Source organism: Pseudomonas sp. OF001, assembly GCF_904426495.1.
In the GTDB taxonomy this organism is placed as follows: Bacteria; Pseudomonadota; Gammaproteobacteria; order Pseudomonadales; family Pseudomonadaceae; genus Geopseudomonas.
This window is the reverse complement of record NZ_CAJGBM010000016.1, coordinates 1-24,517: the sequence shown is the minus strand read 5'-3', so window position 1 is coordinate 24,517 and position 24,517 is coordinate 1. Positions and strand designations below refer to the sequence as shown.

The window sequence follows — 24,517 nt, the reverse complement described above, 5'->3', positions numbered from 1 at the left end:
CTGCAACCGACCTTCGCCTGAGGAGAACAACAAGATGCGCGTAGAACCACTCACTTGCAGTATCGGCGCCGAGCTGATCGGCGTGAACCTCGCCGATGCCGTCCATGACGATGGCCTGTTCAACGAGATCAAGGGCCTGCTGCTGCAGAACAAGGTGCTGTTCCTGCGCGACCAGGACATCTCGCGGCCGGATCACGTGGCCTTCGCCCGCCGCTTCGGCGCGCTGGAAGACCATCCGATGGCGCCGACCCACCCGGAAGCGCCAGGCCTGGTGCAGATCTACAAGCGCCCCGACCAGCCGATCGACCGCTACGAGAACGCCTGGCACACCGACGGCACCTGGCGCGAGAACCCGGCCATGGGCTGCGTGCTGCGCTGCGTGGAGTGCCCGCCGGTGGGCGGCGACACCATGTGGGCGAACATGGCGCTGGCCTACGAACGCCTGCCGGTGGAGATCAAGGAGCAGATCGAGGGCCTGCGCGCCAACCACAGCTTCGAGTCGTCCTTCGCCGCCGCCATGCCGTTCGAGCAGCGTCTGGCGATGAAGGCGCAGTACCCGGACGCCGAACACCCGGTGGTGCGCATCCACCCGGAAACCGGCGAGAAGATCCTCTTCGTCAACGCCTTCACCACCCACTTCACCAACTACCACACCAAGGAGCGCGTGCGCTTCGGCCAAGACTACAGCATGGGCGGCAGCGACCTGCTGCGCTACCTGATCAGCCAGGCGTACATCCCGGAGTACCAGGTGCGCTGGCGCTGGAAGCCCAACAGCATCGCCATCTGGGACAACCGCAGCACCCAGCACTACGCGGTCATGGACTACCCGGCCTGCCATCGCAAGATGGAGCGCGCAGCCATCGTCGGCGACAAGCCGTTCTGATCCTCCCGTAAAACAAGCACAACACCGCCAATCCGAGGAAAACGCCATGAACTTCATCGATGGTTCGCTGTTCGTCGAAAACATGCAGAAACTGGTCATCACCGCCGCGCCCTACGGCCCGGAGTGGATGCCGTCCGACTTCCCGGAAGACATACCGGTGAGCATGGAGGCGCAGATCCAGAAGGCCGTCGACTGCTACAACGCCGGCGCCACTGTGCTGCACGTGCACGTCCGCGAGGAGGACGGCAAGGGCTCCAAGCGCCTGTCCAAGTTCAACGAACTGCTGGCTGGCATCCGCGAGGCGTGCCCGGGGATGATCCTGCAGGTCGGTGGTTCGATCTCCTTCGCACCGGAGAATGACGGCGACGTCGCCAAGTGGCTGTCCGACGGCACCCGCCACATGCTGGCCGAGCTGACCCCGACGCCGGACCAGGTGACCATCGCCATCAACACCAACCAGATGAACGTCTGCGAGCAGATGACTGCCGCCGACATCCGCGGCACCTCGCTGGCCGATCCGGTGATGCTCAAGGCCTACCAGGAGATGACCATCCCGGCCGGTCCCGCCTGGGTCGAGGAGCACATCCGCCGCCTGAGTGACAAGGGCATCCAGACCCACTTCCAGCTGGCCAACATCACCCAGCTCAACACCGTCGAGCGCATGATGCGCCGCGGCGTGTGCAACGTGCCGCTGATCCTCACCTGGGTGGCCATCGGTGGCGGCTTCGACTCGCCCAACCCCTACGACCTGGCCAACTTCGTGCGCGCCTGTCCGGACGGCTCGGTGCTGACCCTGGAAACCAGCATGCGCAACGTGCTGCCGCTGAACATGATGGCCATCGCCCTGGGCCTGCACGTGCGCTGCGGCATCGAGGACAACATCTGGAACCAGAAGCAGACCGCCAAGATGACCACCGTCGCGCAGATCGAGCAGCTGGTGCGCCTCTCCCGCGAGTTCGGCCGCGAGGTCGCCAATGGCCAGGAAGCGCGCGAGATCTACAGGATCGGCACCTTCTACAAGGACGCCGACGAGACCCTTGCCAAGAACGGCTTCGCCCCCAACCGCAAACCGGGTCAGGTGGGTTTCACCCAGCACGCCTGATTCCTTGAGCGGCCAGCGCTGAGCTGAGCCTTGCCGGCACGCCCGGCGGGACCTGCATGCAGATGCAGGCCTGCCGCGCCTGCCGGTTTTTTTGCGTGCGGCGCACGGAGAGGCAGGAATCCCCAGCGGTTGTCATGAAATGAAAAATCGCTGTCGCCCGATGAGAAGCGCAGGAAGGGGCAACTCCCTAAATTCCCTACTACACGAGCGGTATTGCTCAACAGGAATGCATTGGGGAGAGAAACATGGCCAAAGCCGTACGCTTCTATGAAACCGGGGGTCCAGAGGTTCTGCGCTACGAGGACGTCGAGGTCGGCGAACCCGGTCCCGGTCAGGTCCGCCTGCGCCACGTGGCGGTCGGCCTGAACTACGCCGATACCTACTTCCGCAACGGCACCTACCCGATCCCGCTGCCTAACGGCATGGGCGTGGAAGCCTCCGGCGTGGTGGAAGCGGTGGGCGAGGGCGTCACCAACGTGGCGGTCGGCGATCGCGTCACCTACACCGGCTTTCTCAACACCCTCGGCGCCTACTCGACCGAGCGCCTGATCCCGGCCGCGCCGCTGATCAAGCTGCCGGAAACCATCGCCTTCGAGACCGCCGCGGCGATGACCATGCGCGGCCTGACCTCGGCCTACCTGATGCGCCGCATCTACGACTTCAAGGCCGGCGACACCGTCCTGCTGCACGCCGCCGCCGGCGGTGTCGGCCTGATCGTCTCGCAGTGGGCCAAGCTGCTCGGCCTGACCGTGATCGGCACCGTGTCCACCGAGGCCAAGGCCGAAGTCGCCCGCGCCCATGGCTGCGACCACACCATCAACTACAGCCACGAGGACGTCGCCAAGCGCGTGCGCGAGCTGACCGATGGCGTCGGCGTCAACGTGGTGTTCGACAGCGTCGGCAAGAACACCTTCATGGCCTCGCTGGACTCGCTCAAGCGCCGCGGCCTGCTGGTCTGCGTCGGCACCGCCTCCGGGCCGATCCCGCCGTTCGATCCAGTGCTGCTGGCGATGAAGGGCTCGCTGTACATGACCCGTCCGGCGCTGGCCGACTACATCGCCGATCCGGCCGAGAAGGCCGACCTGGCCGGCGAGCTGTTCGATCACGTCGGCAGCGGTCGCATCAAGATCGAGATCAACCAGCACTACGCCCTGCAGGACGCTGTGGAGGCCCACCGCGACCTGGAGTCGCGCAAGACCACCGGCTCGTCGATCTTCGTCATCTGAGGAGGCCACCGCCATGCAAGTCGAACAACTGACCTGCGCCATCGGCGCCGAGCTGGTCGGTGTCAGGCTGGCCGACGCCATCCACGATGACGGCCTGTTCGCCGAGATCCGCGCCCAGCTGCTCAGGCACCGCGTGCTGTTCCTGCGCGACCAGGACATCAGCCGCGCCGAGCACGTGGCCTTCGCCCGTCGCTTCGGCGAGCTGGAGGACCACCCGGTGGCCGGCAGCGATCCGGAGCATCCGGGCCTGGTGCAGATCTACAAGCGCCCCGACCAGCCGATGGACCGCTACGAGAACGCCTGGCACACCGACGCCACCTGGCGCGAGGCGCCGCCGCTGGGCTGCGTGCTGCGCTGCGTGGAGTGCCCGCCGGTGGGCGGCGACACCATGTGGGCCAACATGGTGCTGGCCTACGAGCGCCTGCCCGACGAGGTGAAGGCGAAGATCGAGGGCCTGCGCGCCCGCCACAGCATCGAGGCCAGCTTCGGCGCGGCCATGCCGATCGAGAAGCGCCTGGCGCTCAAGGCCCAGTACCCGGACGCCGAGCATCCGGTGGTGCGCATCCATCCGGAAACCGGCGAGAAGGTGCTGTTCGTCAACGCCTTCGCCACCCACTTCAGCAACTACCACACCCCGGAGCACGTCCGTTACGGCCAGGACTACAACATGGGCGGCAGCGACCTGCTGCGCTACCTGATCAGCCAGGCGTACATCCCGGAGTACCAGGTGCGCTGGCGCTGGAAGCCCAACAGCGTGGCGATCTGGGACAACCGCAGCACCCAGCACTACGCCGTCATGGACTACCCGCCGTGCCATCGCAAGATGGAGCGCGCCGGGATCATCGGCGACAAGCCGTTCTGAACCACGCCTCCCCCCTGCGTGCATGCCATCGCCGCCCCGGCCTGACCGGGGCGGCCAGATAACAAGACCGAGGACCACAACATGCAATTCTTCGACGATTCCCTGCACCCCGAAAACATGGAGAAGGTGGTCATCACCGTCGCCCCCTATGGCCCGGAGTGGATGCCCGCCGACTTCCCGGAAGACATCCCGGTGACCATGGACGAGCAGGTGCAGAAGGCCGTCGACTGCTACGAGGCCGGCGCCACCGTGCTGCACCTGCACGTGCGCGAGCTGGACGGCACCGGCTCCAAGCGCCTGTCCAAGTTCAACGAGCTGATCAAGGGCGTGCGCGAGGCCGTGCCGGAGATGATCATCCAGGTCGGCGGCTCGATCTCCTTCGCTCCGGAAGGCGAGGGCGAGGCGGCCAAGTGGCTCTCCGACGACACCCGCCACATGCTGGCCGAGCTGACCCCGAAGCCGGATCAGGTCACCGTGGCGATCAACACCACCCAGATGAACATCATGGAGCTGCTCTATCCGGAATACCTGGAAGGCACCTCCCTGGCCAATCCGGCGTTCCAGGCCGCCTACAGCGAGATGACCGTGCCGGCCGGCCCGGCCTGGGTCGAGGAGCACTTGAAGCGCCTGTGCGCCAACGGCATCCAGCCGCACTTCCAGCTGACCGGCATGCACGCCCTGGAAACCCTCGAGCGCCTGGTGCGCAAGGGCGTCTACAAGGGCCCGCTGAACCTGACCTGGATCGGCATCGGCGGCGGTTTCGACGGCCCCAACCCGTTCAACTTCTTCAACTTCATCCACCGCGCGCCGGACGGCTGCACCCTGACCGCCGAGTCGCTGCTGAAGAATGTGCTGCCGTTCAACATGATGGCCATGTCCATGGGCCTGCACCCGCGCTGCGGCATCGAGGACACCATCGTCGGCCAGCACGGTCAGCGCATGACCTCGGTCGAGCAGATCCAGCAGTGCGTGCGCGTCGCCCACGAACTGGGCCGCGAAGTGGCCAACGGCAAGGAAGCGCGCGAGATCTACCGCATCGGCGTGCAGTACGAGACCGTCGAGGAAACCCTGCTGGCCAACGGCATGGCGCCGAACCGCAAGCCGGGGCAGAAGGGCGTGCCGCAGCGCGGCTGACCCTCAAGCGGGCCGGCGCACCGCCGGCCCGCCTGCGCGGTACAAACAAAGGTTGCGCAAAGGCTTCACCCCGGGCGAAGCCTTTGCAGAACCGGTCAGGCATGACCCATAACAACAATTACCTACGCCAGACAGACACAAGGAGGCAGCATGGCCGCCTACCACCCCACCGCCGACGACGGCGAAGACATCTCCATCGGCATCCCGCGTCGCTACGCCTGGATCGTCTTCGCCCTGACCTTCGGCCTGCTGATCTCCGACTACATGTCGCGGCAGGTGCTCAACGCCGTGTTCCCCATGCTCAAGGGCGAATGGGCGCTCTCCGACGCCCAACTCGGCCTGCTCAGCGGCATAGTCGCGCTGATGGTCGGCCTGCTGACCTTCCCGCTGTCGCTGCTCGCCGACCGCTTCGGCCGGGTCAGGAGCCTGACCATCATGGCCGTGCTGTGGAGCCTGGCGACCCTGGGCTGCGCGCTGGCGGAGAGCTACGAGCAGATGTTCGTCGCCCGCTTCCTGGTCGGCGTCGGCGAGGCCGCCTACGGCAGCGTCGGCATCGCCGTGGTGGTCTCGGTGTTCCCGCGCGAGATGCGCGCCACCCTGTCCGGCGCCTTCATCTCTGGCGGCATGTTCGGCTCGGTGCTGGGCATGGCCCTCGGCGGGGTGATGGCCCAGCACTTCGGCTGGCGCTGGGCGTTCGCCGGCATGGCGCTGTTCGGCCTGGCCCTGGCGCTGCTCTATCCGGTCATCGTGCGCGAGGCGAAGATCGCGCCCCAGCGGGTGGCCGACGCCGCCAGCCAGGCGGCCCTCAAGGCCCAGCGTCCGCTGCGCACCCTGTACTCCAGCCGCTCGGTGATCTGCGCCTACGTCGGCAGCGGCCTGCAACTGTTCGTCGGCGGCACCGTGATCGTCTGGATGCCCAGCTATCTGAGCCGCTACTACGGGATGGGCACCGACCAGGCCGGTGGCGTCGCCGCCATCATCGTGCTGTGCAGCGGTGTCGGCATGATCCTCTGCGGCATGCTCAGCGACCGCCTGTGTCGCAACCGTCCGGATCGCAAGATCGGCCTGGCCATGAGCTACTGCCTGGGCAGCTGCCTGCTGCTGTCGGCAGCCTTCGCCCTGCCGGTGGGCACCGCCCAGCTGGCGCTGATCTGCCTGGGCATGCTGATCGCAGCGGGCACCACCGGCCTCGCCGGGGCGATGGTCGCCAACCTGACCCACTACACCGTACACGGCACCGCGTTCGCCACCCTGACCCTGGCCAACAACCTGCTGGGCCTGGCCACCGGCCCGCTGCTCACCGGCAAGGTGTCCGACCTGATCGGCCTGGCCAACGCCTTCCAGCTGGTGCCGATGATCAGCATCGCGGCGGCGGCGGTGTTCTTCTACGCCAAGCGCTACTACCTGAACGACATGGCCCGCCTGAAGGGCGAGGGTGTCGAGGAAACCGCCACCGAAGCGGCACTGGAGGCCCAGTCGTGAGCCAGCCGCTGCATATCGAGGTGTTCTTCGACTTCATCTGCCCCTGGTGCCTGATCGGCAAGCGCCAGCTGGAGCGCGCGCTGGCCCGCCTGCGCGCCACCCGGCCGGATGTAAAGGTCGAGCTGGAGTGGCACGGCGTGCAGCTGCTGCCGGACCTGCCGGCCGCGGGCGTGCCGTTCGCCGAGTTCTACCGGCGCCGGCTGGGCAGCGAGCAGGCCGTGCGCCTGCGCCAGGCCCAGGTGCGCGAGGCGGCGGCCGCCGCCGGGGTGGACATCGACTTCGCGCGCATCCTGCGCATGCCCAACACCGCCGACGCCCACCGCCTGCTGCAGCGCGCCGCCACCATCGGCACCGCGCAGAAGGTCGAGGACCTGCTCGAGTGCCTGTTCGCCGCCTACTTCCACAACGGCGAGGACCTCGGCGATCCCGCCACCCTGCTGGCGATTGCTGAAGACTGCGGCTTCGCCACCACGGACCTGGCCGACGCCCTGCGCGGCGACGGCGCTCCGTTCTTCGGCGAGGCGGCCGGCATGGCCGCTGGCGGCGTGCCGTGCTTCGTCTTCGACCGCCAGCTGACGGTATCCGGTGCGCAGTCGACCGAGGTGCTGCTCGGCGCCATGCACGCCGCGCTGCAGCGTCGGGAGCAGCCGGCATGACCCGCCACATCGAAGTGCCGGCCGCCAGGGTGCCGGCGCCGGGCGCGCGCGCGCTGGTCGAGTCGGACGGCAAGAGCCTGGCGCTGTTCAACGTCGACGGCCAGTTCTACGCCATCGACGACAGCTGCCCGCACCAGGGCGCCTCGCTGTGCGGCGGCCGCCTGGACGGCCGGGTGATCCAGTGCTGCGCCCACGGCCTGCGCTTCAACCTGGCCAGCGGCTACCTGCTCAACTCGACCGCGCTCAAGGTCGCCAGCTATCCGGTCGAGGCACAGGCAGACGGCCGGCTGTTCATCGTCATCGCTTCCGAGGAGTCCGCTCAATGAGCGCCATCGCTCTCGTTTCCTTCCCCAGCCGCGTGCGCGAACTGGCGCCGGGCTTCATGGTCAGCCTGATCGCCGCCGCGGCGGCGACCTTCCTCTCCGAGCACTACGGCGCGCCGGTGATGCTGTTCGCCCTGCTGCTCGGCATGGCGCTCAACTTCCTCTCCGCGGACGGCAAGTGCAAGGTCGGCATCGAATTCACCGCGCGCACCGTGCTGCGCATCGGCGTGGCCCTGCTGGGCATGCGCATCACCCTGGAGCAGATCGCCGGCCTCGGCTGGAAGCCGGTGGCGCTGGTGGTGATCCTGGTGGCGGTGACCATCAGCGTGTCGGTGGTTGCGGCCAGGGCGCTCGGCTTCCAGCGCCTGTTCGGCATGCTCACCGGCGGTGCCACCGCCATCTGCGGCGCCTCGGCGGCGTTGGCGCTGTCCGCCGCGCTGCCCAACCATCCCCAGAAGGAGCGCGCCACCCTGTTCACCGTGATCGGCGTGTCGGCGCTGTCCACCGTGGCGATGATCCTTTATCCGATGATCGCCAACTGGTTCGGCCTGTCGCCGCAGGACGCCGGGGTGTTCCTCGGCGCCACCATCCACGACGTCGCCCAGGTGGTCGGCGCCGGCTACAGCATGTCCCCGGAGACCGGCGACACCGCCACCGTGGTCAAGCTGATGCGCGTCGCCATGCTGCTGCCGGTGATCGTCTGCGCGGCGATGATCACCCGCATGCAGGGCGCCGACCCCACCGGCAAGCGCCCGCCGCTGCTGCCCTGGTTCGCCGTCGGCTTCCTGATCCTCGCCTGCGTCAACAGCACCGGCTGGGTGCCGACGCTGGTGCAGGGCGGGGTCAACGAGCTGTCGCGCTGGTGCCTGGTCATCTCGATCAGCGCGCTGGGCATGAAGACCCAGCTCAAGGAGCTGGCCTCGGTGGGCATCAAGCCGATTTTGCTGATGGTGGGTGAGACCGTGTTCCTGGTCGCGCTGGTGCTCGCATTGATGCACTGGGGGCTGTGATCGCCGCGCTGCAGATTACCCGATGACGGACAAGGCCCAGTGGCTGCTGTCCGCCGAGGGCCCTGCCGCTACTTGCGCGGCACCACGCCGTGCTGCGCGCGCCAGCTCGCCGGCGGCATGCCGAACTGGGCGATGAACCAGCGGGTGAAGGAGCTGGGCATCGAGTAGCCGAGCATGTCGGCGATGCGCCCGAGCGAATAGCCGGGGTTCTCCAGGTAGCGGATCACCAGGTCGCGGCGCACGCCGTTGATCAGCTCGCTGAAGGTGGCGCCGCCTTCCTCCAGGCGGCGCTGCAGGGTGCGCACGTTCATGCCCTGGGTCTGGGCGATCTGCTCGATGGTGGCGCGGCCCATCGGCAGCAGCAGGTAGATGCTCTTGCGGACGTCGAACACCAGCGAGCTCTCGCCCTCGGTGTGCAGCGAATCCAGGTAGCGCCGGGCATGCCGCGCCATGGCCTCGTTGGCCAGCGGGTTGGCGGCGTCCAGGTCGGCGGCGGGGCAGACGATGCCGTTGAACTCGCTGCCGAACTCCAGCTTGCAGCCGAAGATGCGCCGGTGCACGGTCAGGTCGGCCGGCGCCTCGTGGGTGAAGTTGACGCTGATCGGGTGCCAGTGCGCGCCGAGCAGGGCGGCGCAGAAGCGGTGCATCACGGCGACCGCCAGCTCGCTGGCCTGGCGGCTGCGCGTCGGCTCGTCGGTGATCACTTCCTCGCGGATGATCACCGTCTTCCCCGCCTCCTCGATGAAGATCGCCAGCGAGTCGTTGAGCAGGTGGCGGTACTGCACGATCACCTGCAGGGCGTCGCGCAGGGTGCGCTGGTGGCTGAGCAGCAGGCTGACCTCGCCGAAATCCGACAGCTGGCGCAGTTCTGCCATGCGCAGGCCGAACGACTCGCAGCCGCTGACCCGCGCCGATTCCTCGAGCAGGTTGACCGCGGCGGCGACCGGAATGCGCTGGTTGGGGTCGTCGAGCTGGCTCTGGCTGAGGCCGAAGCGGGCGAGCAGGCTGAGGGCGTTGAGGCCCAGGTGGCGGGCAACTTCCTGGTAGTTGGTGAGCACGGCGGCTCGGGCGAGGGCGGTCATCTTGTTGTTTCCACGTTTTGCAAATGGCGTCCCGCTACGCTGGCGGGGACACCACTTATAGCCCTGGCGTCGCCAAATGAAAAGCCGTGATCGCTCTGCCACGGCCATTTCGGCGGGGCCCGGCGGCGGGATGGCGAGTCGGGTGGGTGGCAATGCGCCTGTCATCAAATGAAAACTGCCTGTCGCGGAATGTAAAGCGGGTCGGGGGAGCGCTCTTTACTGTTGATCTCAAGCAGTCGGCTGGCTGGCCGACCCGAATATCGAGAGCAATGGTGCTGACGTGGAAAAACTGCAAACCGCCGCAACCGTCCTGATCGTTCCCGGCCTGCGCGACCATGTGGCCGAGCACTGGCAGACGCTGCTGCAGGCCCGCCTGGCCAGGGTGCGCTCGGTGCCGCCGCTGGAGACCGACAAGCTCAGCTGCGCCGCGCGGGTCGAGGCGATCCAGCGCGAGCTGGCGCAGATCGACGGCCCGGTGATCCTGGTAGCGCACAGCGCCGGCGTGCTGATGGTGGCGCACTGGGCGGCCCGCTACCGCCATGACATCAAAGGCGCGCTGCTGGCCGCGCCGCCGGATCTGGACGCCCAGTGGCCGCAAGGCTACCCGACCCCGGAAACCCTGCGCGCCAACGGCTGGGATCCGCTTCCCGCCGGTCCGCTGCCGTTCCCGAGCATGGTCGCGGCCAGCAGCAACGATCACCTGGCCAGCTTCGAAGCGGTGGCCCGCCTGGCCGGGCAGTGGGGTAGCGAGCTGGTCAACTGCGGGGCCGTCGGTCACCTGAATCCGGCCGCCGGCTACGGGCCCTGGCCACAGGCCGAGGAGTTCGTGATGGCTCTGGACCGCCGGCAGGCGTAGGCGTCACAACCGGTCGCTCAGGCCGCCGCTCTCTGAAAGCGATTCATCGTCAACAACAATAAAAACAAGCGGAGTCAACGCAATGCATAACAAGCAAACTCTCGGTGCAACCCCGCTGCGTCGCAGCCTGCTGGCCACCGCCATCATGCTGGCCTCGCTGCCCGCCGCCCACGCCGTCGAGATCGACACCGGCAGCGAGGACTGGTCGGTGCGCTTCGACAACACCGTCAAGTACAACTACGGCGTGCGTACCGAGAGTGCCGGCAAGCGCTTCCTGGGCTCTCCGAACAACAACGACGGCGACTACAACTTCCGCAAGTCGGGCACCAACATCACCAACCGGGTCGACCTGCTGTCCGAGCTGGACGTGATCTACCAGGAGTCGATGGGCTTTCGCGTCAGCGGTGCGGCCTGGTACGACAAGGCCTATGACAACACCGGCTCCAACTCCAATCCGTTCGTCAACGGCAACGGCGACCAGTCCGGCATCAATCCGGGCATCGGCGGCCTGCCGGGCACCGGTGTCCCGCTGGGCAGCCCGCACCTGAGCAACTACGCGCAGCGCTACTACAGCGGCCCATCCGGCGAGATCCTCGACGCCTTCGTGTTCTACAAGACCGAGGTGGGCGAGCAGTCGGTATTCAGCACCAAGATCGGCCAGCACAACCTGTTCTGGGGCGAGACCCTGCTCAACCCGGTGCATTCGCTGAGCTACGGCCAGTCGGGCCTGGACCTGGCCAAGCTGGCCGCTTCGCCGGGCACCGAGGCCAAGGAACTGTTCGTCCCGCGCAACCAGATTTCCGCCTCCTTCCAGGTCAACCCGGAGCTGACCATCGGCGCCCAGTACTTCCTCGAGTGGGACGCCGCCCGCCTGCCGGAGGCCGGCACCTACTACGGCGGTTCCGACCTGGTGGGCGAGGGCGCGCAGAGCTTCCTGCTCGGTCACACCGGCACTCCTGGGCTGATCCCGGTCCAGGGCGCGCTGACCACCATCCGCCGCGGCGACGACCTCAACCCCGACAAGCGCGGCGACTGGGGTGTGATGGCCAAGTGGTCGCCGGAGTGGCTGGAGGGCACCCTGGGCGTCTACTACCGCAACAGCTCGGAGATCCTGCCGCAGGCCTGGCTGGACGCCCGCGGCCTGACCGTCACCGGTGCCGGTGGCCCGATCGCCAACCTGTACAACTCGCTGCAGACTGCCACCTACCAGTTCGCCTACGCCGACGACATCGACATCTACGGCATCAGCCTGTCCAAGGAGATCGCCGGCATCAGCGTCGGCAGCGACCTGAACATCCGCCACAACATGCCGCTGGCCAGCATCCCGGCCATCGTCAGTTCGACCAGCTCGGCCGGCCTGGGCAACGGCTTCGGCCTGCTGCCGCCGCGCTCGGCAGGCACCGGGGTGATCTACGACGTGCCGGGCGACGGCGACGGCCTGAGCGCCACCGGCGACACCCTGCACTGGACCCTCAACGGCCTGATGACCATCGGCGACACCCCGCTGTTCGATGCCGCCACCCTGCTGGGCGAGCTGTACTACAGCAACCTGCTGGAGCTCGATGGCAACAACGAGGCGCTGTACAAGGGCAAGAGCACCTACCGTGGCATCGACAAGCCGACCCGCGACAACTGGGGCATCGGCGTCAACTTCACCCCGACCTGGTACCAGGTCGTCCCCGGCGTCGATCTGAGCATGCCGGTTTCCGTCAACCTTGGCCTGGATGGCATTTCCCCGGTGCAGGGCGGTGGCGCGGAGGACACCGGCAACTACTCGGTCGGCCTGAGCGCCGCCATCTACAACCAGTACTTCGTCGACCTGAAATACGTGGACGCCTTCGGCGAGGCCAAGGCCTGCCATGACGGCCAGACCGACGGCTCGACCCCGAACGCCTTCGACGGCGAGCAGGACTACACCTGCTACGGCGGCGGCTACTCGTCCTTCTCCGGTGGTGGTTCGACCACGGAAGACCGCGGCGCGGTCTACCTGACCCTCAAGACCACCTTCTGATCCGCGTATTTCTCAGCCTTAGAGCAGGAAAACAACAATATGAAATTCGTGCATACCCTGATCGCAGCCTCTCTCGCCCTGGCCATCGCCGGCCAGGCCCATGCCGCCGTATCCGCCGATGAAGCCGCCAGGCTCGGCGCCAGCCTGACCAAGGTCGGCGCCGACGCGGCCGCCAGCGCCGACGGCGCCATTCCCGCCTACCAGGGCGGCCTTACCACCCCGCCGGCCGGTTTCAAGAACGGCGACTCCATGCGCCCCGATCCGTTCGCCGGCGAGAAGCCGCTGCTGAGCATCGACGGCAAGAACGTCGACCAGTACAAGGACCAACTGACCGCCACCACCGTCGAGCTGGCCAGGCGCTTCCCGACTTTCCGCGTCGACGTCTACCCGACCCACCGCAGCGTGGCGCTGCCGCCGGACGTGCTCGCCAACACCCTGAAGAACGCCAGCAACGCGCAGTCCAAGGAAGGCGGCAGCGCCGTCGAGAACGTCCTGCCGGGCATTCCCTTCCCGATCCCGAAGAGCGGCGCCGAGGCGATGTGGAACTTCCTGCTGCGCTACCAGGGCGTGAGCATCGCCTCCAAGTACGACTCCTGGAACGTCGATGCCGCCGGCAAGGCGACCCTGTCCACCACCGGCCAGGCGCACATCAGCTATCCGATCTACGAGGACATGAACAAGCCGATCGGCGCCAAGGACACCTACTACCAGATGAAGCTGGCCTACACCGCGCCGGCCCGCCGCGCCGGCGAGGCCATCATGCTGCGCGACGCCGCCAACCCGCTGGTGCAGCCGCGCAGCGCCTGGCAGTACCTGCCCGGCCAGCGTCGCGTCAAGCTGGCGCCCAACCTGGCCTACGACACCCCGAACCCCGGCACCTCCGGCTCCGGCACCTACGACGACGTGTTCGTGTTCAACGGCGCGCTGGACCGCTACGACTGGAAGCTGGAAGGCAAGAAGGAAATGTACGTTCCGTACAACACCTACAAGCTGACCTACGCCACCGATCCCAAGCAGCTGACCACCGCCAACCACCTGAATCCGGATGCGGTGCGCTGGGAGAAGCACCGCGTGTGGGTGGTGGAAGGCACCCTGAAGGGCAACGCCCGTCACATCTACCACAAGCGCCGCTTCTACCTGGACGAGGACAGCTGGGTGGCCCTGGCTTCCGACCAGTATGACGCCCGTGGCCAGCTGTATCGCGGCTCCTTCGCCTTCCTGACCCAGAGCTACGACAAGCAGACCCCGGACGCTACCCCGTTCATGATCTACGACCTGATCGGTGGCACCTACAACATCAACGGCGTGGTCGGCCCGTACGGTGGCATCAAGTACATCGCGCCGCTCTCCAAGACCCAGTGGTCGCCGGAGTCCCTGGCCGGCGCCGGCATCCGCTGAGCAAGGCTCTGCGACAGGCCGCCACCCCTCGCCATTCAGGACGGCGAAGGGTGGCGGCCGGGAGCCTTGCGGCTCCCGATGCGACGTGATTCCGGGTGGCGCCTCGCCGCGACCCGGTACGGTTTCCCCAAGAGGACGCGGTAATGGGTTCCTTCAAGAAGTCCGCGCTGCTGGCGCTGGGTATCGCACTGGGCTCGCTGCAGGGCATCGCCCAAGCAGCCACCTTCGTGGATGTGCTGGACCTGCCGGCCAAGCCGAGCGCCCTGGCGACGCGCAGCCCGCTGCGCGACGTGGCACAGGCCGGTGAGCGGCTGGTGGCGGTCGGCCAGCGCGGGCACATCCTGTATTCCGACGATGCCGGCAAGAGCTGGCAGCAGGCCGGCGTGCCGGTCAGTTCCGATCTCAACTCCGTGCACTTCCCGACTGCGAAGCAGGGTTGGGCAGTCGGCAACGACGGCGTGGTGCTGCACAGCAGCGACGGCGGCGCCAGCTGGGTCAAGCAGCTCGACGGCCGGCAGATCGGCGAGCTGGGGCTCGCCCACTACCAGGCACTGGCCAGCGCCGAGCCGGCCAACGAGACGTGGGCGCAGTTCGTCGCCGAGGGCGAGCGCCTGGTCGCCGAGGGCGCCGACAAGCCGCTGCTCGATGTGTGGTTCGCCGACGACAAGCGCGGCTACCTGGTCGGCGTGTTCAACCTGATCCTGCGTACCGAGGATGGCGGCCGGAGCTGGGTGCCCATGCAGGATCGCACCGACAACCCGCAGAGCCTGCACCTCAACGCCATCGCCGCGGTCGGCGACGAGCTGTACCTCGCCGGCGAGCAGGGCCTGCTGCTCAAGTGGGATGCCGGCCAGCAGCGCTTCGCGGCGCTGCCGTCGCCCTACCAGGGTACCTGGTTCGGCGTGGTCGGCAAGCCCGGCGAAGTGTTCGCCTACGGCCTGCGCGGCCACGTGTTCCGCAGCACCGACGGCGGGCAGAGCTGGAGCCAGGTGGACACCGGTCTGCCGGTGAGCATCACCGCCGGCGCCCTGGATGCCGGCGGCGACATCTGGCTGTTCAGCCTCGCCGGCCATGCCCTGCGCGGGCGTGACGATGGCGCGGGCGTGGTGCTGGTGCCCCAGCAGAGCCTGGCGCCGGTGGCCGGCGCCGCACCCGCCGGCAGCGCCGGCCTGGTGCTGGTCGGTGAACGTGGCGTGCGTGCGCTGCCCGTCGAATAACGATAAGAAAACAGAGCGAGTACCCAGACATGGGCAATATCAAGCAAGACACCATGCCGGTGATCCGCGACTTGCGTGAGTTCGACCCGCGCTCCGGCAATCTGCTGGAGCGCCTGGTGTTCAACTACCGGCCGCTGTTCATGCTGATGATGGCGCTGGTCACCGTGGTGCTGGGCTACATGGCCGTCACCCGCCTGGAGCTGCGTCCCAGCTTCGACAAGATGATTCCGCAGAGCCAGCCCTACATCCAGAATTTCCTGGAGAACCGCAAGTCGCTGCGCGGCCTGGGCAACTCGGTGCGGGTGGTGGTGGAGAACACCCAGGGCGACATCTTCGACCCCGAGTACCTCGAGGTGCTCAAGCAGGTCAACGACGAGCTGTTCCTCGCCGAGGGCGTCGACCGCGCCTGGATGAAGTCGCTGTGGAGCCCGGCGGTGCGCTGGACCGAGGTCACCGAGGAAGGCTTCCAGGGCGGCACGGTGATGCCCGACAACTACGCGGGTTCGCCGGCCGACATCGAGCAGCTGCGCCAGAACATCAACCGCGCCGGCATCGTCGGCAGCCTGGTGGCCAGCGACCTGAAATCGACCATGCTGATCGTGCCGCTGCTCGACCAGGACTCGGCCACCGGCCACGGAATCGACTACCACCAGTTCTCGCAGATGCTCGAGGAGAAGCTGCGTGCCAAGTACGAGTTCGCCGGCGACGCCAAGGCGGCGGCGAGCGGCGAGGAGGGCAGCGGCAAGTACAAGATCCGCGTGATCGGCTTCGCCAAGCTGATGGGCGACCTGATCGACGGCCTGATCCAGGTGATGCTGTTCTTCGCCATGGCGGTGGTCACCTCGCTGGTGATCATCTACCTGTACACCCGCTGCGTGCGCAGCACCCTGCTGGTGGTCGGCTGCTCGCTGGCCGCGGTGGTCTGGCAGCTGGGCATCGTCGCCTGGATGGGCTACGCCATCGATCCCTATTCGATCCTGGTGCCGTTCCTGATCTTCGCCATCGGCGTGTCGCACGCGGCGCAGAAGATGAACGGCATCATGCAGGACATCGGCCGCGGCACCCACAAGCAGATCGCCGCGCGCTACACCTTCCGCCGCCTGTTCGTCGCCGGGGTCACCGCGCTGCTGGCCGACGCGGTGGGCTTCGCCGTGCTGATGCTGATCGACATCCCGGTGATCCAGGACCTGGCGATCACCGCCAGCATCGGCGTGGCCGTGCTGATCTTCACCTCGCTGCTGCTGATGCCGGTGGCGCTGTCCTACATCGGCGTCGGCCGCAAGGCCGCCGAGCGGGCCATGCGCATCGACTCGCGGGCCGCCGAGCACCGCGGTTTCGGCAAGCTGTGGGACCTGCTCGACCTGTTCACCTCCCGCAAGTGGGCGACCGGTGCGGTGCTGGTGGCGACGCTGATGGGCATCGGCGGCTTCATGGTCAGCCTGCAGCTGAAGATCGGCGATCTGGACAGCGGCGCCCCGGAACTGCGCGAGGATTCCCGCTACAACCGCGACAACGCCTACATCACCAGCCACTACGCGCTGTCCAGCGACCTGTTCGCGGTGATGGTCAAGACCGCGCCGGAAGGCTGCCTGAACTACCAGACCCTGGTCCTTGCCGACCGCCTGGCCTGGGAGCTGCAGCAGCATCCGGGGGTGCAGACCACCGTGTCGCTGGTCAACGCGGTGCGCCAGATCACCGCCGGCACCTTCGAGGGCAACCCGAAGATGAACAGCATCCAGCGCAACCAGGACATGCTGAACTACGCCGCCCAGCAGGCCTCGGTGAACGCCCCCGAGCTGTTCAACAGCGACTGCTCGGTGATGCCGGTGATCGCCTACCTCAAGGACCACAAGGCCGAGACCCTCGACGAGGTGGTGGCCATCGCCGACCGCTTCGCCAAGGAGAACAGCAGCGAGGAGCGCCAGTTCCTGCTCGCCGCGGGCAGCGCCGGCATCGAGGCGGCCACCAACATCGTGGTGCGCGAGGCCAACCGCACCATGCTGCTGTTCGTCTACCTGGCGGTGACCCTCTTCTGCCTGTTCACCTTCCGCAGCTGGCGGGCGACCCTGGTGGCGCTGCTGCCGCTGGTGCTGACCTCGGTGCTCTGCGAGGCGCTGATGGTGGCCATGGGCATCGGCGTCAAGGTGGCGACCCTGCCGGTGATCGCCCTCGGCGTCGGCATCGGCGTCGACTACGCACTGTACCTGCTCAGCGTGCAGCTGCACTACCAGCGCCAGGGCATGTCGCTGTCCGACGCCTACGAGAACGCGGTGGCCTTCACCGGCCGGGTGGTCGGCCTGGTCGGCATCACCCTGGCCGCCGGCGTGGTGGGCTGGGCCTGGTCGCCGATCAAGTTCCAGGCCGACATGGGCATCCTGCTGACCTTCATGTTCCTGTGGAACATGCTCGGCGCACTGATCCTGATCCCGGCGCTATCCTACTTCCTGCTGCCGGACAAGCGCAGCGGCACGGTCGCCGTGCGCCAGGTGGAGAGCGGTTCCACCCGGGCCCAGGCCCAGGTCAACCCGCAAATCCACCCCGAGTTCGAAGCATGCGCCGATCGTGGCCTGATACAAAAACAGCGGTGAATGGCCGCAACGACGGCTACTACTACAACAACAGAAATCAGGGTGAGTGTTAGCAATGTCCGATTACAAAGCGCCCCTTCGCGACATGGACTTCGTGCTCAATGAGGTCTTCGAAGTTTCCAAACTGTGGGCCGAGCTGCCGGAGCTGGCCGAGGTCGTCGACGCCGACACCGCGCGCGCCATCCTCGAGGAGGCCGGCAAGGTCACTGCCGGGGTGATCGCCCCGCTGAACCGCAGCGGCGACGAGGAAGGCTGCTCCTGGCACGATGGCGCCGTGAAGACCCCGGCCGGTTTCCCCGCGGCCTGGCGCACCTACGCCGAAGGCGGCTGGGTCGGCGTCGGCGGCGCGCCGGAGTTCGGCGGCATGGGCATGCCCAAGGTGATCGGCGCCCAGGTCGAGGAGATGGTCAACTCGGCCAACCTGTCCTTCGCCCTGTACCCGATGCTGACCGCCGGCGCCTGCCTGGCGGTCCTCAACCACGCCAGCGAGGAACTGAAGGCGCAGTACCTGCCGGCCATGTACGAAGGCCGCTGGGCCGGCTCCATGTGTCTGACCGAGCCGCATGCCGGCACCGACCTCGGCATCATCCGCACCCGGGCCGAGCCGCAGGCCGACGGCAGCTACAAGGTCAGCGGTACCAAGATATTCATCACCGGCGGCGAGCAGGACCTGTCCGAGAACCTCATCCACCTGGTACTGGCCAAGCTGCCGGACGCCCCGGCCGGTCCCAAGGGCATCTCGCTGTTCCTGGTGCCCAAGCTGATGGTCGAGGCCGACGGCTCGCTGGGCGAGCGCAACGCGGTGAGCTGCGGCTCCATCGAGCACAAGATGGGCATCAAGGCCTCGGCCACCTGCGTGATGAACTTCGACGGCGCCACCGGCTACCTGGTCGGCGAAGTGAACAAGGGCCTCAACGCCATGTTCACCATGATGAACTACGAGCGCCTGGGCGTCGGCATCCAGGGCCTGGCCCTCGGCGAGCGCTCCTACCAGAACGCCGTGGAATACGCCCGCGAGCGCATCCAGAGCCGCGCGCCGACCGGTGCGGTGGCGAAGGACAAGGCGGCCGACCCGATCATCGTGCATCCGGACGTGCGCCGCATGCTGCTGACCATGAAGGCGCTCAACGAGGGCGGCCGCGCCTTCTCCAGCTTCGTTGCGCTGCAGCTCGACCTCGCCAAGTACAGCGAGGATGCCGCCACCCGCAAGCGCGCCGAGGAACTGGTCGCCCTGCTGACCCCGGTGGCCAAGGCCTTCCTCACCGACATGGGCCTGGAAACCACCATCCACGGCCAGCAGGTGTTCGGCGGCCACGGCTACATCCGCGAGTGGGGCCAGGAGCAGCTGATCCGCGATTGCCGCATCACCCAGATCTACGAAGGCACCAACGGCATCCAGTCGCTGGACCTGATGGGTCGCAAGGTGGTCGCCAGCGGCGGCAGTTACTACCAGCACTTGTCCGAGGAGATCAACGCCTTCATCGCCGGGGCCGACGCCTCGCTGGGCGAGTTCACCGCCCCGCTGAAGGCTGCCGTGGACAACCTCGACGCGCTGACCGCCTGGGTGATCGACAAGGCGCAGACCAACCCCAACGAGATCGGCGCCGCCTCGGTCGAGTACCTGCACACCTTCGGCTACACCGTGTACGCCTACCTGTGGGCACGCATGGCCGCCGTGGCGCTGGCCAGGCAGGGCGAGGATGACTTCTACGCCAGCAAGCTCGGCACCGCGCGTTTCTACTTCGCCCGCCTGCTGCCGCGCATCCACTCGCTGAGCGCCTCGGTGCGCGCCGGCAGCGAGAGCCTGTACCTGCTGGACGCCGAGCAGTTCTGATCGCGTCCCTCCGCGCTCGCCACGCCCTTTAGCCGGGGCGTGGCGGCGCCGCTTACCCCCATCTCCTCATTCCCCGCTTTCCGCGCTGCAGCGGCGGGCCACGCACGTCCTGCAGAAGTCCAGCTTGTCATCAAATGACAAGTGTGTGGCGTGGAATGTGAAGCGGTCGAGGGGAGGGCTATTTACTGTTCGCTCCATAGGGGAACCAGGCCCTCCGGTCGCGTGCTCCGGCCGGTGCGGATACCGGTTCCCCCGCATACAGCGAACCCAAATTTCAGATTGGCAAAGTCGGGAACACAAACATGGCGACGACAAAAATAATTCCGCCTGCGCAAGGTGCCTACAACTACCAGCTGCTGATCAAGCGCCTGCTGCTGTCCGGGGTGCGCTACCAGCCGGACCAGGAAATCGTCTACTCCGACAAGCTGCGCTACAGCTACCGCACCCTCAACGAGCGCATCCAGCGCCTGGCCAACGCGCTGAGCGTTGCCGGCATCAAGGCCGGCGACACCGTGGCCCTGCTCGACTGGGACAGCCACCGCTCGCTGGAGTGTTTCTTCGCCGTGCCGATGCTCGGTGCGGTGCTGCACACGGTGAACGTGCGCCTGTCGCCGGAGCAGATCATCTACACCATGAACCATGCCGAGGACGACATCGTCCTGGTGCATGACGACTTCCTGCCGCTGCTGGAGCAGATCCACGGCGAGCTGACCACCGTGAAGGGCTACGTGCAGCTCACCGAGAGCGATGCCAAGGCCACGCAGCTGCCGCTGGTGGGCGAGTACGAGGCGCTGCTGGCCGGCGCCGCCAGCCACTTCGAGTTCCCCGACTTCGACGAGAATTCGGTGGCGACCCTGTTCTACACCACCGGCACCACCGGCCATCCGAAGGGCGTGTATTTCACCCACCGCCAGCTGGTGCTGCACACCCTCAACGAGCTGGGCACCTTCGCCGGCTGGGAGGGCCAGCCGCTGCTGCGCTCGAACGACGTGTACATGCCGATCACGCCGATGTTCCACGTGCACGCCTGGGGCGTGCCCTACGTGGCCACGGCGATGGGCGTCAAGCAGGTCTACCCCGGCCGCTACGAGCCGAACATGCTGGTCCGCCTGTTCCGCGAGGAGGGGGTGACCTTCTCCCACTGCGTGCCGACCATCCTGCAGATGATGCTGGACTGCGAGCTGGGCAAGCAGACCGACTTCACCGGCTGGAAGATGCTGCTCGGCGGCAGCGCGCTGACCCTCGGCCTGGCGCGCCAGGCCAGCCAGCAGGGCATGCTCATCCATGCCGGCTACGGCATGTCCGAGACCTGCCCGCTGCTGACCCTGACCCACCTGCGCGCCGAAGACCTGGCCCTGCCGATGGACGAGCAACTGCCGGAGCGCATCAAGACCGGCGTGCCGATCCCGCTGGTCGACCTGCGCATCGTCGACGGCGCCGGCAACGACGTGCCGCACGATGGCGTGGCACTGGGCGAGATCGTGGTGCGCACGCCCTGGCTGACCCAGGGCTACCTGAAGGAGCCGGAGAAGGGCGCCGAACTCTGGGACGGCGGCTGGCTGCACACCGGCGACATGGCTTCGATCGACGCGCGCGGCGCGGTGGAGATCAAGGACCGCATCAAGGACGTGATCAAGACCGGTGGCGAGTGGATCAGCTCGCTGGAGCTGGAGAGCCTGATCAGCCAGCACGCGGCGGTCGCCTCGGTGGCCGTGGTGGGCATTCCCGACGAGCAGTGGGGCGAGCGGCCGCTGGCCCTGGTGGTCTGCGTGCCGGGCGAGAACCTCGACCAGCAGGCTATCGAGGTGCACCTGCAGCAGTTCGTGGCAAGCGGCCACATCAACAAGTGGGCGATTCCGCGGCAGATCCGTTTCGTCGCCGACATCCCCAAGACCAGCGTCGGCAAGATCAACAAGAAGCTGATCCGCGAGACCGAGCTGGCTGCGGTCGCGACCACTGCCTGAGCGATGACCGGCTGACTCTCGGGGGGCCGGTCATCAGGTTTTCCCTGGCTCGACAGGCCCCGCCGCGCGGGCGGGGCAACATGGATTGGGTTTGTCGGGTGACTGGCGGCAATCAGGCGACGCCCTGCAGGGCCTGGCCGACCGCGTCGAACAGACGGTCGAGGTCTTCCGGCCGGGCGTTGAAGGTCGGGCCGAACTGCAGGGTGTCGCTGCCGAAACGCACGTAGAAGCCGGCCTTCCACAGCGCCATGCCGGTCTCGAACGGGCGGACGATGGCGTCGCCGTCGCGCGGGGCGAGCTGCAGGGCACCGGCCAGGCCGCAGTTGCGGATGTCGAGCACGTGCCTGGCGCCCTTGAGGCCGTGCAGCGCCTGCTCGAAATGCGGCGCCAGCTCGGCGGACTGCTGGATCAGGTTGTCCTTCTTCAGCAGCTCCAGGGTGGCCAGGGCGGCGGCGCAGGCCACCGGGTGCGCCGAGTAGGTGTAGCCGTGGGTGAACTCGACGGCGTACTCCGGGCTGTTCTGCTGCATGAAGGTCTCGTAGATCTCGCGGCTGGCGATCACCGCGCCCATGGGGATGGCGCCGTTGGTGATCTGCTTGGCCACGTTCATCAGGTCCGGGGTCACGCCGAAGTACTCGGCGCCGGTCCACCTGCCGAGGCGGCCGAAGGCGGTGATCACCTCGTCGAAGATCAGCAGGATGTTGTGCGCATCGCAGATCTCGCGCAGGCGCTGCAGGTAGCCCTGCGGCGGCACTATGACCCCGGCCGAACCGGACATCGGCTCGACGATCACCGCGGCGATGTTGGAGGCGTCGTGCAGCTCGATCAGCTTGAGCAGCTCGTTGGCCAGCGCCACGCCGCCGCTCTCGGCCATGCCGCGGGTGAAGGCCAGTTCCGGCTGCAGGGTGTGCGGCAGGTGGTCGACGTCCATCAGCTGGCCGTACATCTTGCGGTTGCCGCCGATGCCGCCGAGGCTGGTGCCGGCGATGTTGACCCCGTGGTAGCCGCGGGCGCGGCCGATGAACCTGGTCTTGCTCGGCTGGCCCTTCAGGCGCCAGTAGGCCTTGGCCATCTTCACCGCGGTGTCGGCGCACTCGGAGCCCGAGCCGGTGAAGAACACGTGGTTCAGCTCGCCCGGGGTCAGCTCGGCGATCTGCTCGGCCAGCCGGAACGACAGCGGGTGGCCGAACTGGAAGCCCGGCGAGTAGTCGAGGGTGCCGAGCTGCCTGGCCACCGCCTCCCGGATCTCCTGGCGCGCATGGCCGGCGCCGCAGGTCCACAGTCCGGACAGGCCGTCGTAGACCCGGCGCCCGTCGCTGTCGAGCAGCCAGCTGCCTTCGGCGCCGACGATCAGCCGCGGGTCGCGCTGGAAGTTGCGGTTGGCGGAGAAGGGCATCCAGTGGGCATCCAGCTTGAGCTGGCTGGCGAGCAGGCGCTGGTTCATGACGGGGTCCCGGCGAGTGGGCGTGCAGCCAGCTTGTGCCGGAAGGTTGGGTGAGTTAAATCTGAATCTTCTCAACTCGACTTTCGGAAACGCTCACGTATGCCCCGGAAGACTCCCCTGAGCCAGGTCAGCGACTTCGACCTGCGCCTGCTGCGGCTGTTCAAGACGGTGGCCGAGTGCGGCAGCTTCTCCGCCGCCGAAAGCGCCCTGGGCATCAGCCGCTCGGCGATCAGCCTGCACATGAGCGACCTGGAGAAGCGCCTGGGCATGCGCCTGTGCCAGCGCGGTCGGGCCGGCTTCGCCCTCACCGACGAGGGCCGCGAGGTGCTGCGTGCCGGCGAGGTGGTACTGGCGGCCATCGAGGGTTTCCGCAGCGAGGTCAACCTGCTGCACCGGCAGCTGCGCGGCGACCTCAACATCGGCATCGTCAACAATCTGGTGACCCAGCCGCGGATGCGCATCACCCAGGCCCTCAAGGGGCTGCGGGCGCAGGGTGCCGGGGTGCGCATCAACATCAGCATGAGCAAGCCGGGCGAGATCGAGCGCGGGCTGCTGGACGGGCGCCTGCACGTCGGTGCGCTGCCGCTGATCACCCCGCTGTCGGGGCTGGAGTACAGCCTGCTCTACGAGGAGCGCTCGTGCCTGTACTGCAGCCACGAGCACCCGCTGTTCGCCCGCGCCGCCACGGTGAGCGACGAGGAGCTGGGGCGCGCCGATGCGGTGGTGCCCAGCTACGGGATGACGGCCGAGGCGATCGGCCTGCACCAGCGGCTCAACGCCGCCGCCTCGGCCACCGACCGCGAGGGCATCGCCTTCCTGATCCTCACCGGCGGCTACATCGGCTTCCTGCCCGATCACTACGCGGCGACCTGGGTGGACCGGGGGCTGATGGCGCCGCTGAATCCGCAGCGCCTGTCCTTCGACGTCCGGCTGGCGGTCGCCACCCGCAAGGGGCGCCGGCAGAACCTGATCCTCGAGCACTTCCTCGACGCCTTGCAGCACACCCGCTGAATCCTGCTCAGGACCGGGCCCGCTGCCGCCCGCTCGGCTCAGCGGGGAGCCGAGCGGACCATGCCGTCACATGTTGGGATAGGTCGGCCCGCCGGTGCCCTCCGGGGTCATCCAGGTGATGTTCTGCGCCGGGTCCTTGATGTCGCAGGTCTTGCAGTGCACGCAGTTCTGCGCGTTGATCTGGAACTTCTTCTCGCCGCTTTCCTGGGTGACGATCTCGTACACCCCGGCCGGGCAGTAGCGCTGCGCCGGCTCATCGAAGAGCGGCAGGTTCTTCGCCAGCGGGATCGAGGCATCGGCCAGCTTGAGGTGGCAGGGCTGGTCTTCCTCGTGGTTGGTGTTGGAGAGGAACACCGAGGACAGCTTGTCGAAGCTCAGCTTGCCGTCCGGCTTGGGGTAGTCGATCTTGGTCGACTGGGCGGCGGGCTTCAGGC

Annotated in this window: 20 protein-coding genes; 17 read left to right on the top strand and 3 right to left on the bottom strand. The window is 67.5% G+C overall.

What is annotated here, in order from left to right; all coding sequences use genetic code 11:
- Window positions 1–34: 34 nt before the first annotated feature.
- From RA210_RS11405 to RA210_RS11365, 9 genes are all read left to right on the top strand, one after another.
- Window positions 35–883, top strand: coding sequence for a TauD/TfdA dioxygenase family protein (locus RA210_RS11405; protein ID WP_201486526.1), 849 nt, complete (start codon window positions 35–37; stop codon window positions 881–883).
- A gap of 46 nt (window positions 884–929) precedes the next feature.
- Window positions 930–1,985, top strand: a complete 1,056-nt coding sequence (locus RA210_RS11400) for a 3-keto-5-aminohexanoate cleavage protein (RefSeq protein WP_201486525.1) — start codon at window positions 930–932, stop codon at window positions 1,983–1,985.
- Window positions 1,986–2,230: 245 nt separating this feature from the next.
- Window positions 2,231–3,211 carry a quinone oxidoreductase family protein gene (locus RA210_RS11395; protein WP_201486524.1) on the top strand — a complete coding sequence of 327 codons (981 nt, stop codon included), beginning with the start codon at window positions 2,231–2,233 and terminating at the stop codon, window positions 3,209–3,211.
- 13 nt (window positions 3,212–3,224) lie between these two features.
- The gene (locus RA210_RS11390) at window positions 3,225–4,073 is read left to right on the top strand and encodes a TauD/TfdA dioxygenase family protein (RefSeq protein WP_201486523.1); all 849 of its coding nucleotides are present in this window, start codon (window positions 3,225–3,227) and stop codon (window positions 4,071–4,073) included.
- A gap of 81 nt (window positions 4,074–4,154) precedes the next feature.
- The gene (locus RA210_RS11385; RefSeq protein WP_201486522.1) at window positions 4,155–5,207 is read left to right on the top strand and encodes a 3-keto-5-aminohexanoate cleavage protein; all 1,053 of its coding nucleotides are present in this window, start codon (window positions 4,155–4,157) and stop codon (window positions 5,205–5,207) included.
- Between the two features lie 150 nt (window positions 5,208–5,357).
- Window positions 5,358–6,689: an MFS transporter gene (locus RA210_RS11380; RefSeq protein ID WP_201486521.1), complete on the top strand. Its 1,332-nt coding sequence runs from the start codon at window positions 5,358–5,360 to the stop codon at window positions 6,687–6,689.
- On the top strand, window positions 6,686–7,345 hold the full coding sequence (locus RA210_RS11375; protein WP_201486520.1) for a DsbA family oxidoreductase: 660 nt from the start codon (window positions 6,686–6,688) through the stop codon (window positions 7,343–7,345). The genes RA210_RS11380 and RA210_RS11375 overlap by 4 nt, the downstream gene beginning before the upstream one ends.
- Window positions 7,342–7,671 carry a Rieske (2Fe-2S) protein gene (locus tag RA210_RS11370; protein WP_201486519.1) on the top strand — a complete coding sequence of 110 codons (330 nt, stop codon included), beginning with the start codon at window positions 7,342–7,344 and terminating at the stop codon, window positions 7,669–7,671. Before RA210_RS11375 ends, RA210_RS11370 begins: the two co-directional genes overlap by 4 nt.
- Window positions 7,668–8,678: a YeiH family protein gene (locus RA210_RS11365; RefSeq protein ID WP_201486518.1), complete on the top strand. Its 1,011-nt coding sequence runs from the start codon at window positions 7,668–7,670 to the stop codon at window positions 8,676–8,678. The genes RA210_RS11370 and RA210_RS11365 overlap by 4 nt, the downstream gene beginning before the upstream one ends.
- 68 nt (window positions 8,679–8,746) lie before the next feature.
- On the opposite strand, the gene RA210_RS11360 is transcribed toward RA210_RS11365, so the two are convergent.
- Window positions 8,747–9,760, bottom strand: a complete 1,014-nt coding sequence (locus RA210_RS11360; protein WP_136488287.1) for an AraC family transcriptional regulator — start codon at window positions 9,758–9,760, stop codon at window positions 8,747–8,749.
- Window positions 9,761–10,040: 280 nt separating this feature from the next.
- Between RA210_RS11360 and RA210_RS11355 the strand changes: the two genes are divergently transcribed.
- From RA210_RS11355 to RA210_RS11325, 7 genes are all read left to right on the top strand, one after another.
- Complete coding sequence (locus RA210_RS11355) at window positions 10,041–10,616, top strand: RBBP9/YdeN family alpha/beta hydrolase (protein WP_201486517.1); 576 nt, start codon at window positions 10,041–10,043, stop codon at window positions 10,614–10,616.
- Between the two features lie 82 nt (window positions 10,617–10,698).
- A complete protein-coding gene (locus RA210_RS11350) occupies window positions 10,699–12,627 on the top strand; it encodes a DUF1302 domain-containing protein (protein WP_201486516.1) in 1,929 nt (642 codons plus the stop codon).
- 39 nt (window positions 12,628–12,666) lie between these two features.
- Window positions 12,667–14,025 carry a DUF1329 domain-containing protein gene (locus RA210_RS11345; protein WP_136488284.1) on the top strand — a complete coding sequence of 453 codons (1,359 nt, stop codon included), beginning with the start codon at window positions 12,667–12,669 and terminating at the stop codon, window positions 14,023–14,025.
- Between the two features lie 143 nt (window positions 14,026–14,168).
- Window positions 14,169–15,242, top strand: coding sequence for a WD40/YVTN/BNR-like repeat-containing protein (locus RA210_RS11340; protein ID WP_201486515.1), 1,074 nt, complete (start codon window positions 14,169–14,171; stop codon window positions 15,240–15,242).
- A gap of 29 nt (window positions 15,243–15,271) precedes the next feature.
- Window positions 15,272–17,830 carry an efflux RND transporter permease subunit gene (locus tag RA210_RS11335; RefSeq protein WP_201486514.1) on the top strand — a complete coding sequence of 853 codons (2,559 nt, stop codon included), beginning with the start codon at window positions 15,272–15,274 and terminating at the stop codon, window positions 17,828–17,830.
- 55 nt (window positions 17,831–17,885) lie between these two features.
- Window positions 17,886–19,664, top strand: coding sequence for an acyl-CoA dehydrogenase C-terminal domain-containing protein (locus RA210_RS11330; protein ID WP_201486513.1), 1,779 nt, complete (start codon window positions 17,886–17,888; stop codon window positions 19,662–19,664).
- 302 nt (window positions 19,665–19,966) lie between these two features.
- Complete coding sequence (locus tag RA210_RS11325) at window positions 19,967–21,628, top strand: fatty acid--CoA ligase (protein ID WP_201486512.1); 1,662 nt, start codon at window positions 19,967–19,969, stop codon at window positions 21,626–21,628.
- 112 nt (window positions 21,629–21,740) lie between these two features.
- Here the strand turns inward: RA210_RS11325 and RA210_RS11320 are convergent, their stop codons facing one another.
- On the bottom strand, window positions 21,741–23,072 hold the full coding sequence (locus RA210_RS11320) for an aspartate aminotransferase family protein (RefSeq protein WP_201486511.1): 1,332 nt from the start codon (window positions 23,070–23,072) through the stop codon (window positions 21,741–21,743).
- 99 nt (window positions 23,073–23,171) lie between these two features.
- On the opposite strand from RA210_RS11320, the gene RA210_RS11315 reads away from it, so the two are divergent.
- Entirely contained in the window at window positions 23,172–24,083 is a 912-nt protein-coding gene (locus RA210_RS11315) for a LysR family transcriptional regulator (RefSeq protein WP_201486510.1), read from the top strand.
- A 66-nt stretch (window positions 24,084–24,149) separates the two neighbouring features.
- Here RA210_RS11315 and RA210_RS11310 read toward each other — a convergent pair.
- Window positions 24,150–24,517, bottom strand: a 368-nt coding sequence (locus RA210_RS11310; RefSeq protein ID WP_201486509.1) for a 4Fe-4S dicluster domain-containing protein, incomplete at its 5' end; no start/stop codon positions are given.

Bases quoted from the DNA above. Each gene is read 5' to 3' on its own strand.
- RA210_RS11345 (WP_136488284.1), top strand. From the start codon at position 12,667: ATGAAATTCGTGCATACCCTGATCGCAGCCTCTCTCGCCCTGGCCATC.
- RA210_RS11325 (WP_201486512.1), top strand. From the start codon at position 19,967: ATGGCGACGACAAAAATAATTCCGCCTGCGCAAGGTGCCTACAACTAC.
- RA210_RS11320 (WP_201486511.1), bottom strand. From the start codon at position 23,072: ATGAACCAGCGCCTGCTCGCCAGCCAGCTCAAGCTGGATGCCCACTGG.
- RA210_RS11390 (WP_201486523.1), top strand. From the start codon at position 3,225: ATGCAAGTCGAACAACTGACCTGCGCCATCGGCGCCGAGCTGGTCGGT.
- RA210_RS11385 (WP_201486522.1), top strand. From the start codon at position 4,155: ATGCAATTCTTCGACGATTCCCTGCACCCCGAAAACATGGAGAAGGTG.
- RA210_RS11405 (WP_201486526.1), top strand. From the start codon at position 35: ATGCGCGTAGAACCACTCACTTGCAGTATCGGCGCCGAGCTGATCGGC.
- RA210_RS11395 (WP_201486524.1), top strand. From the start codon at position 2,231: ATGGCCAAAGCCGTACGCTTCTATGAAACCGGGGGTCCAGAGGTTCTG.
- RA210_RS11365 (WP_201486518.1), top strand. From the start codon at position 7,668: ATGAGCGCCATCGCTCTCGTTTCCTTCCCCAGCCGCGTGCGCGAACTG.
- RA210_RS11330 (WP_201486513.1), top strand. From the start codon at position 17,886: ATGTCCGATTACAAAGCGCCCCTTCGCGACATGGACTTCGTGCTCAAT.
- RA210_RS11350 (WP_201486516.1), top strand. From the start codon at position 10,699: ATGCATAACAAGCAAACTCTCGGTGCAACCCCGCTGCGTCGCAGCCTG.
- RA210_RS11400 (WP_201486525.1), top strand. From the start codon at position 930: ATGAACTTCATCGATGGTTCGCTGTTCGTCGAAAACATGCAGAAACTG.
- RA210_RS11340 (WP_201486515.1), top strand. From the start codon at position 14,169: ATGGGTTCCTTCAAGAAGTCCGCGCTGCTGGCGCTGGGTATCGCACTG.
- RA210_RS11335 (WP_201486514.1), top strand. From the start codon at position 15,272: ATGGGCAATATCAAGCAAGACACCATGCCGGTGATCCGCGACTTGCGT.
- RA210_RS11360 (WP_136488287.1), bottom strand. From the start codon at position 9,760: ATGACCGCCCTCGCCCGAGCCGCCGTGCTCACCAACTACCAGGAAGTT.
- RA210_RS11370 (WP_201486519.1), top strand. From the start codon at position 7,342: ATGACCCGCCACATCGAAGTGCCGGCCGCCAGGGTGCCGGCGCCGGGC.
- RA210_RS11315 (WP_201486510.1), top strand. From the start codon at position 23,172: ATGCCCCGGAAGACTCCCCTGAGCCAGGTCAGCGACTTCGACCTGCGC.
- RA210_RS11380 (WP_201486521.1), top strand. From the start codon at position 5,358: ATGGCCGCCTACCACCCCACCGCCGACGACGGCGAAGACATCTCCATC.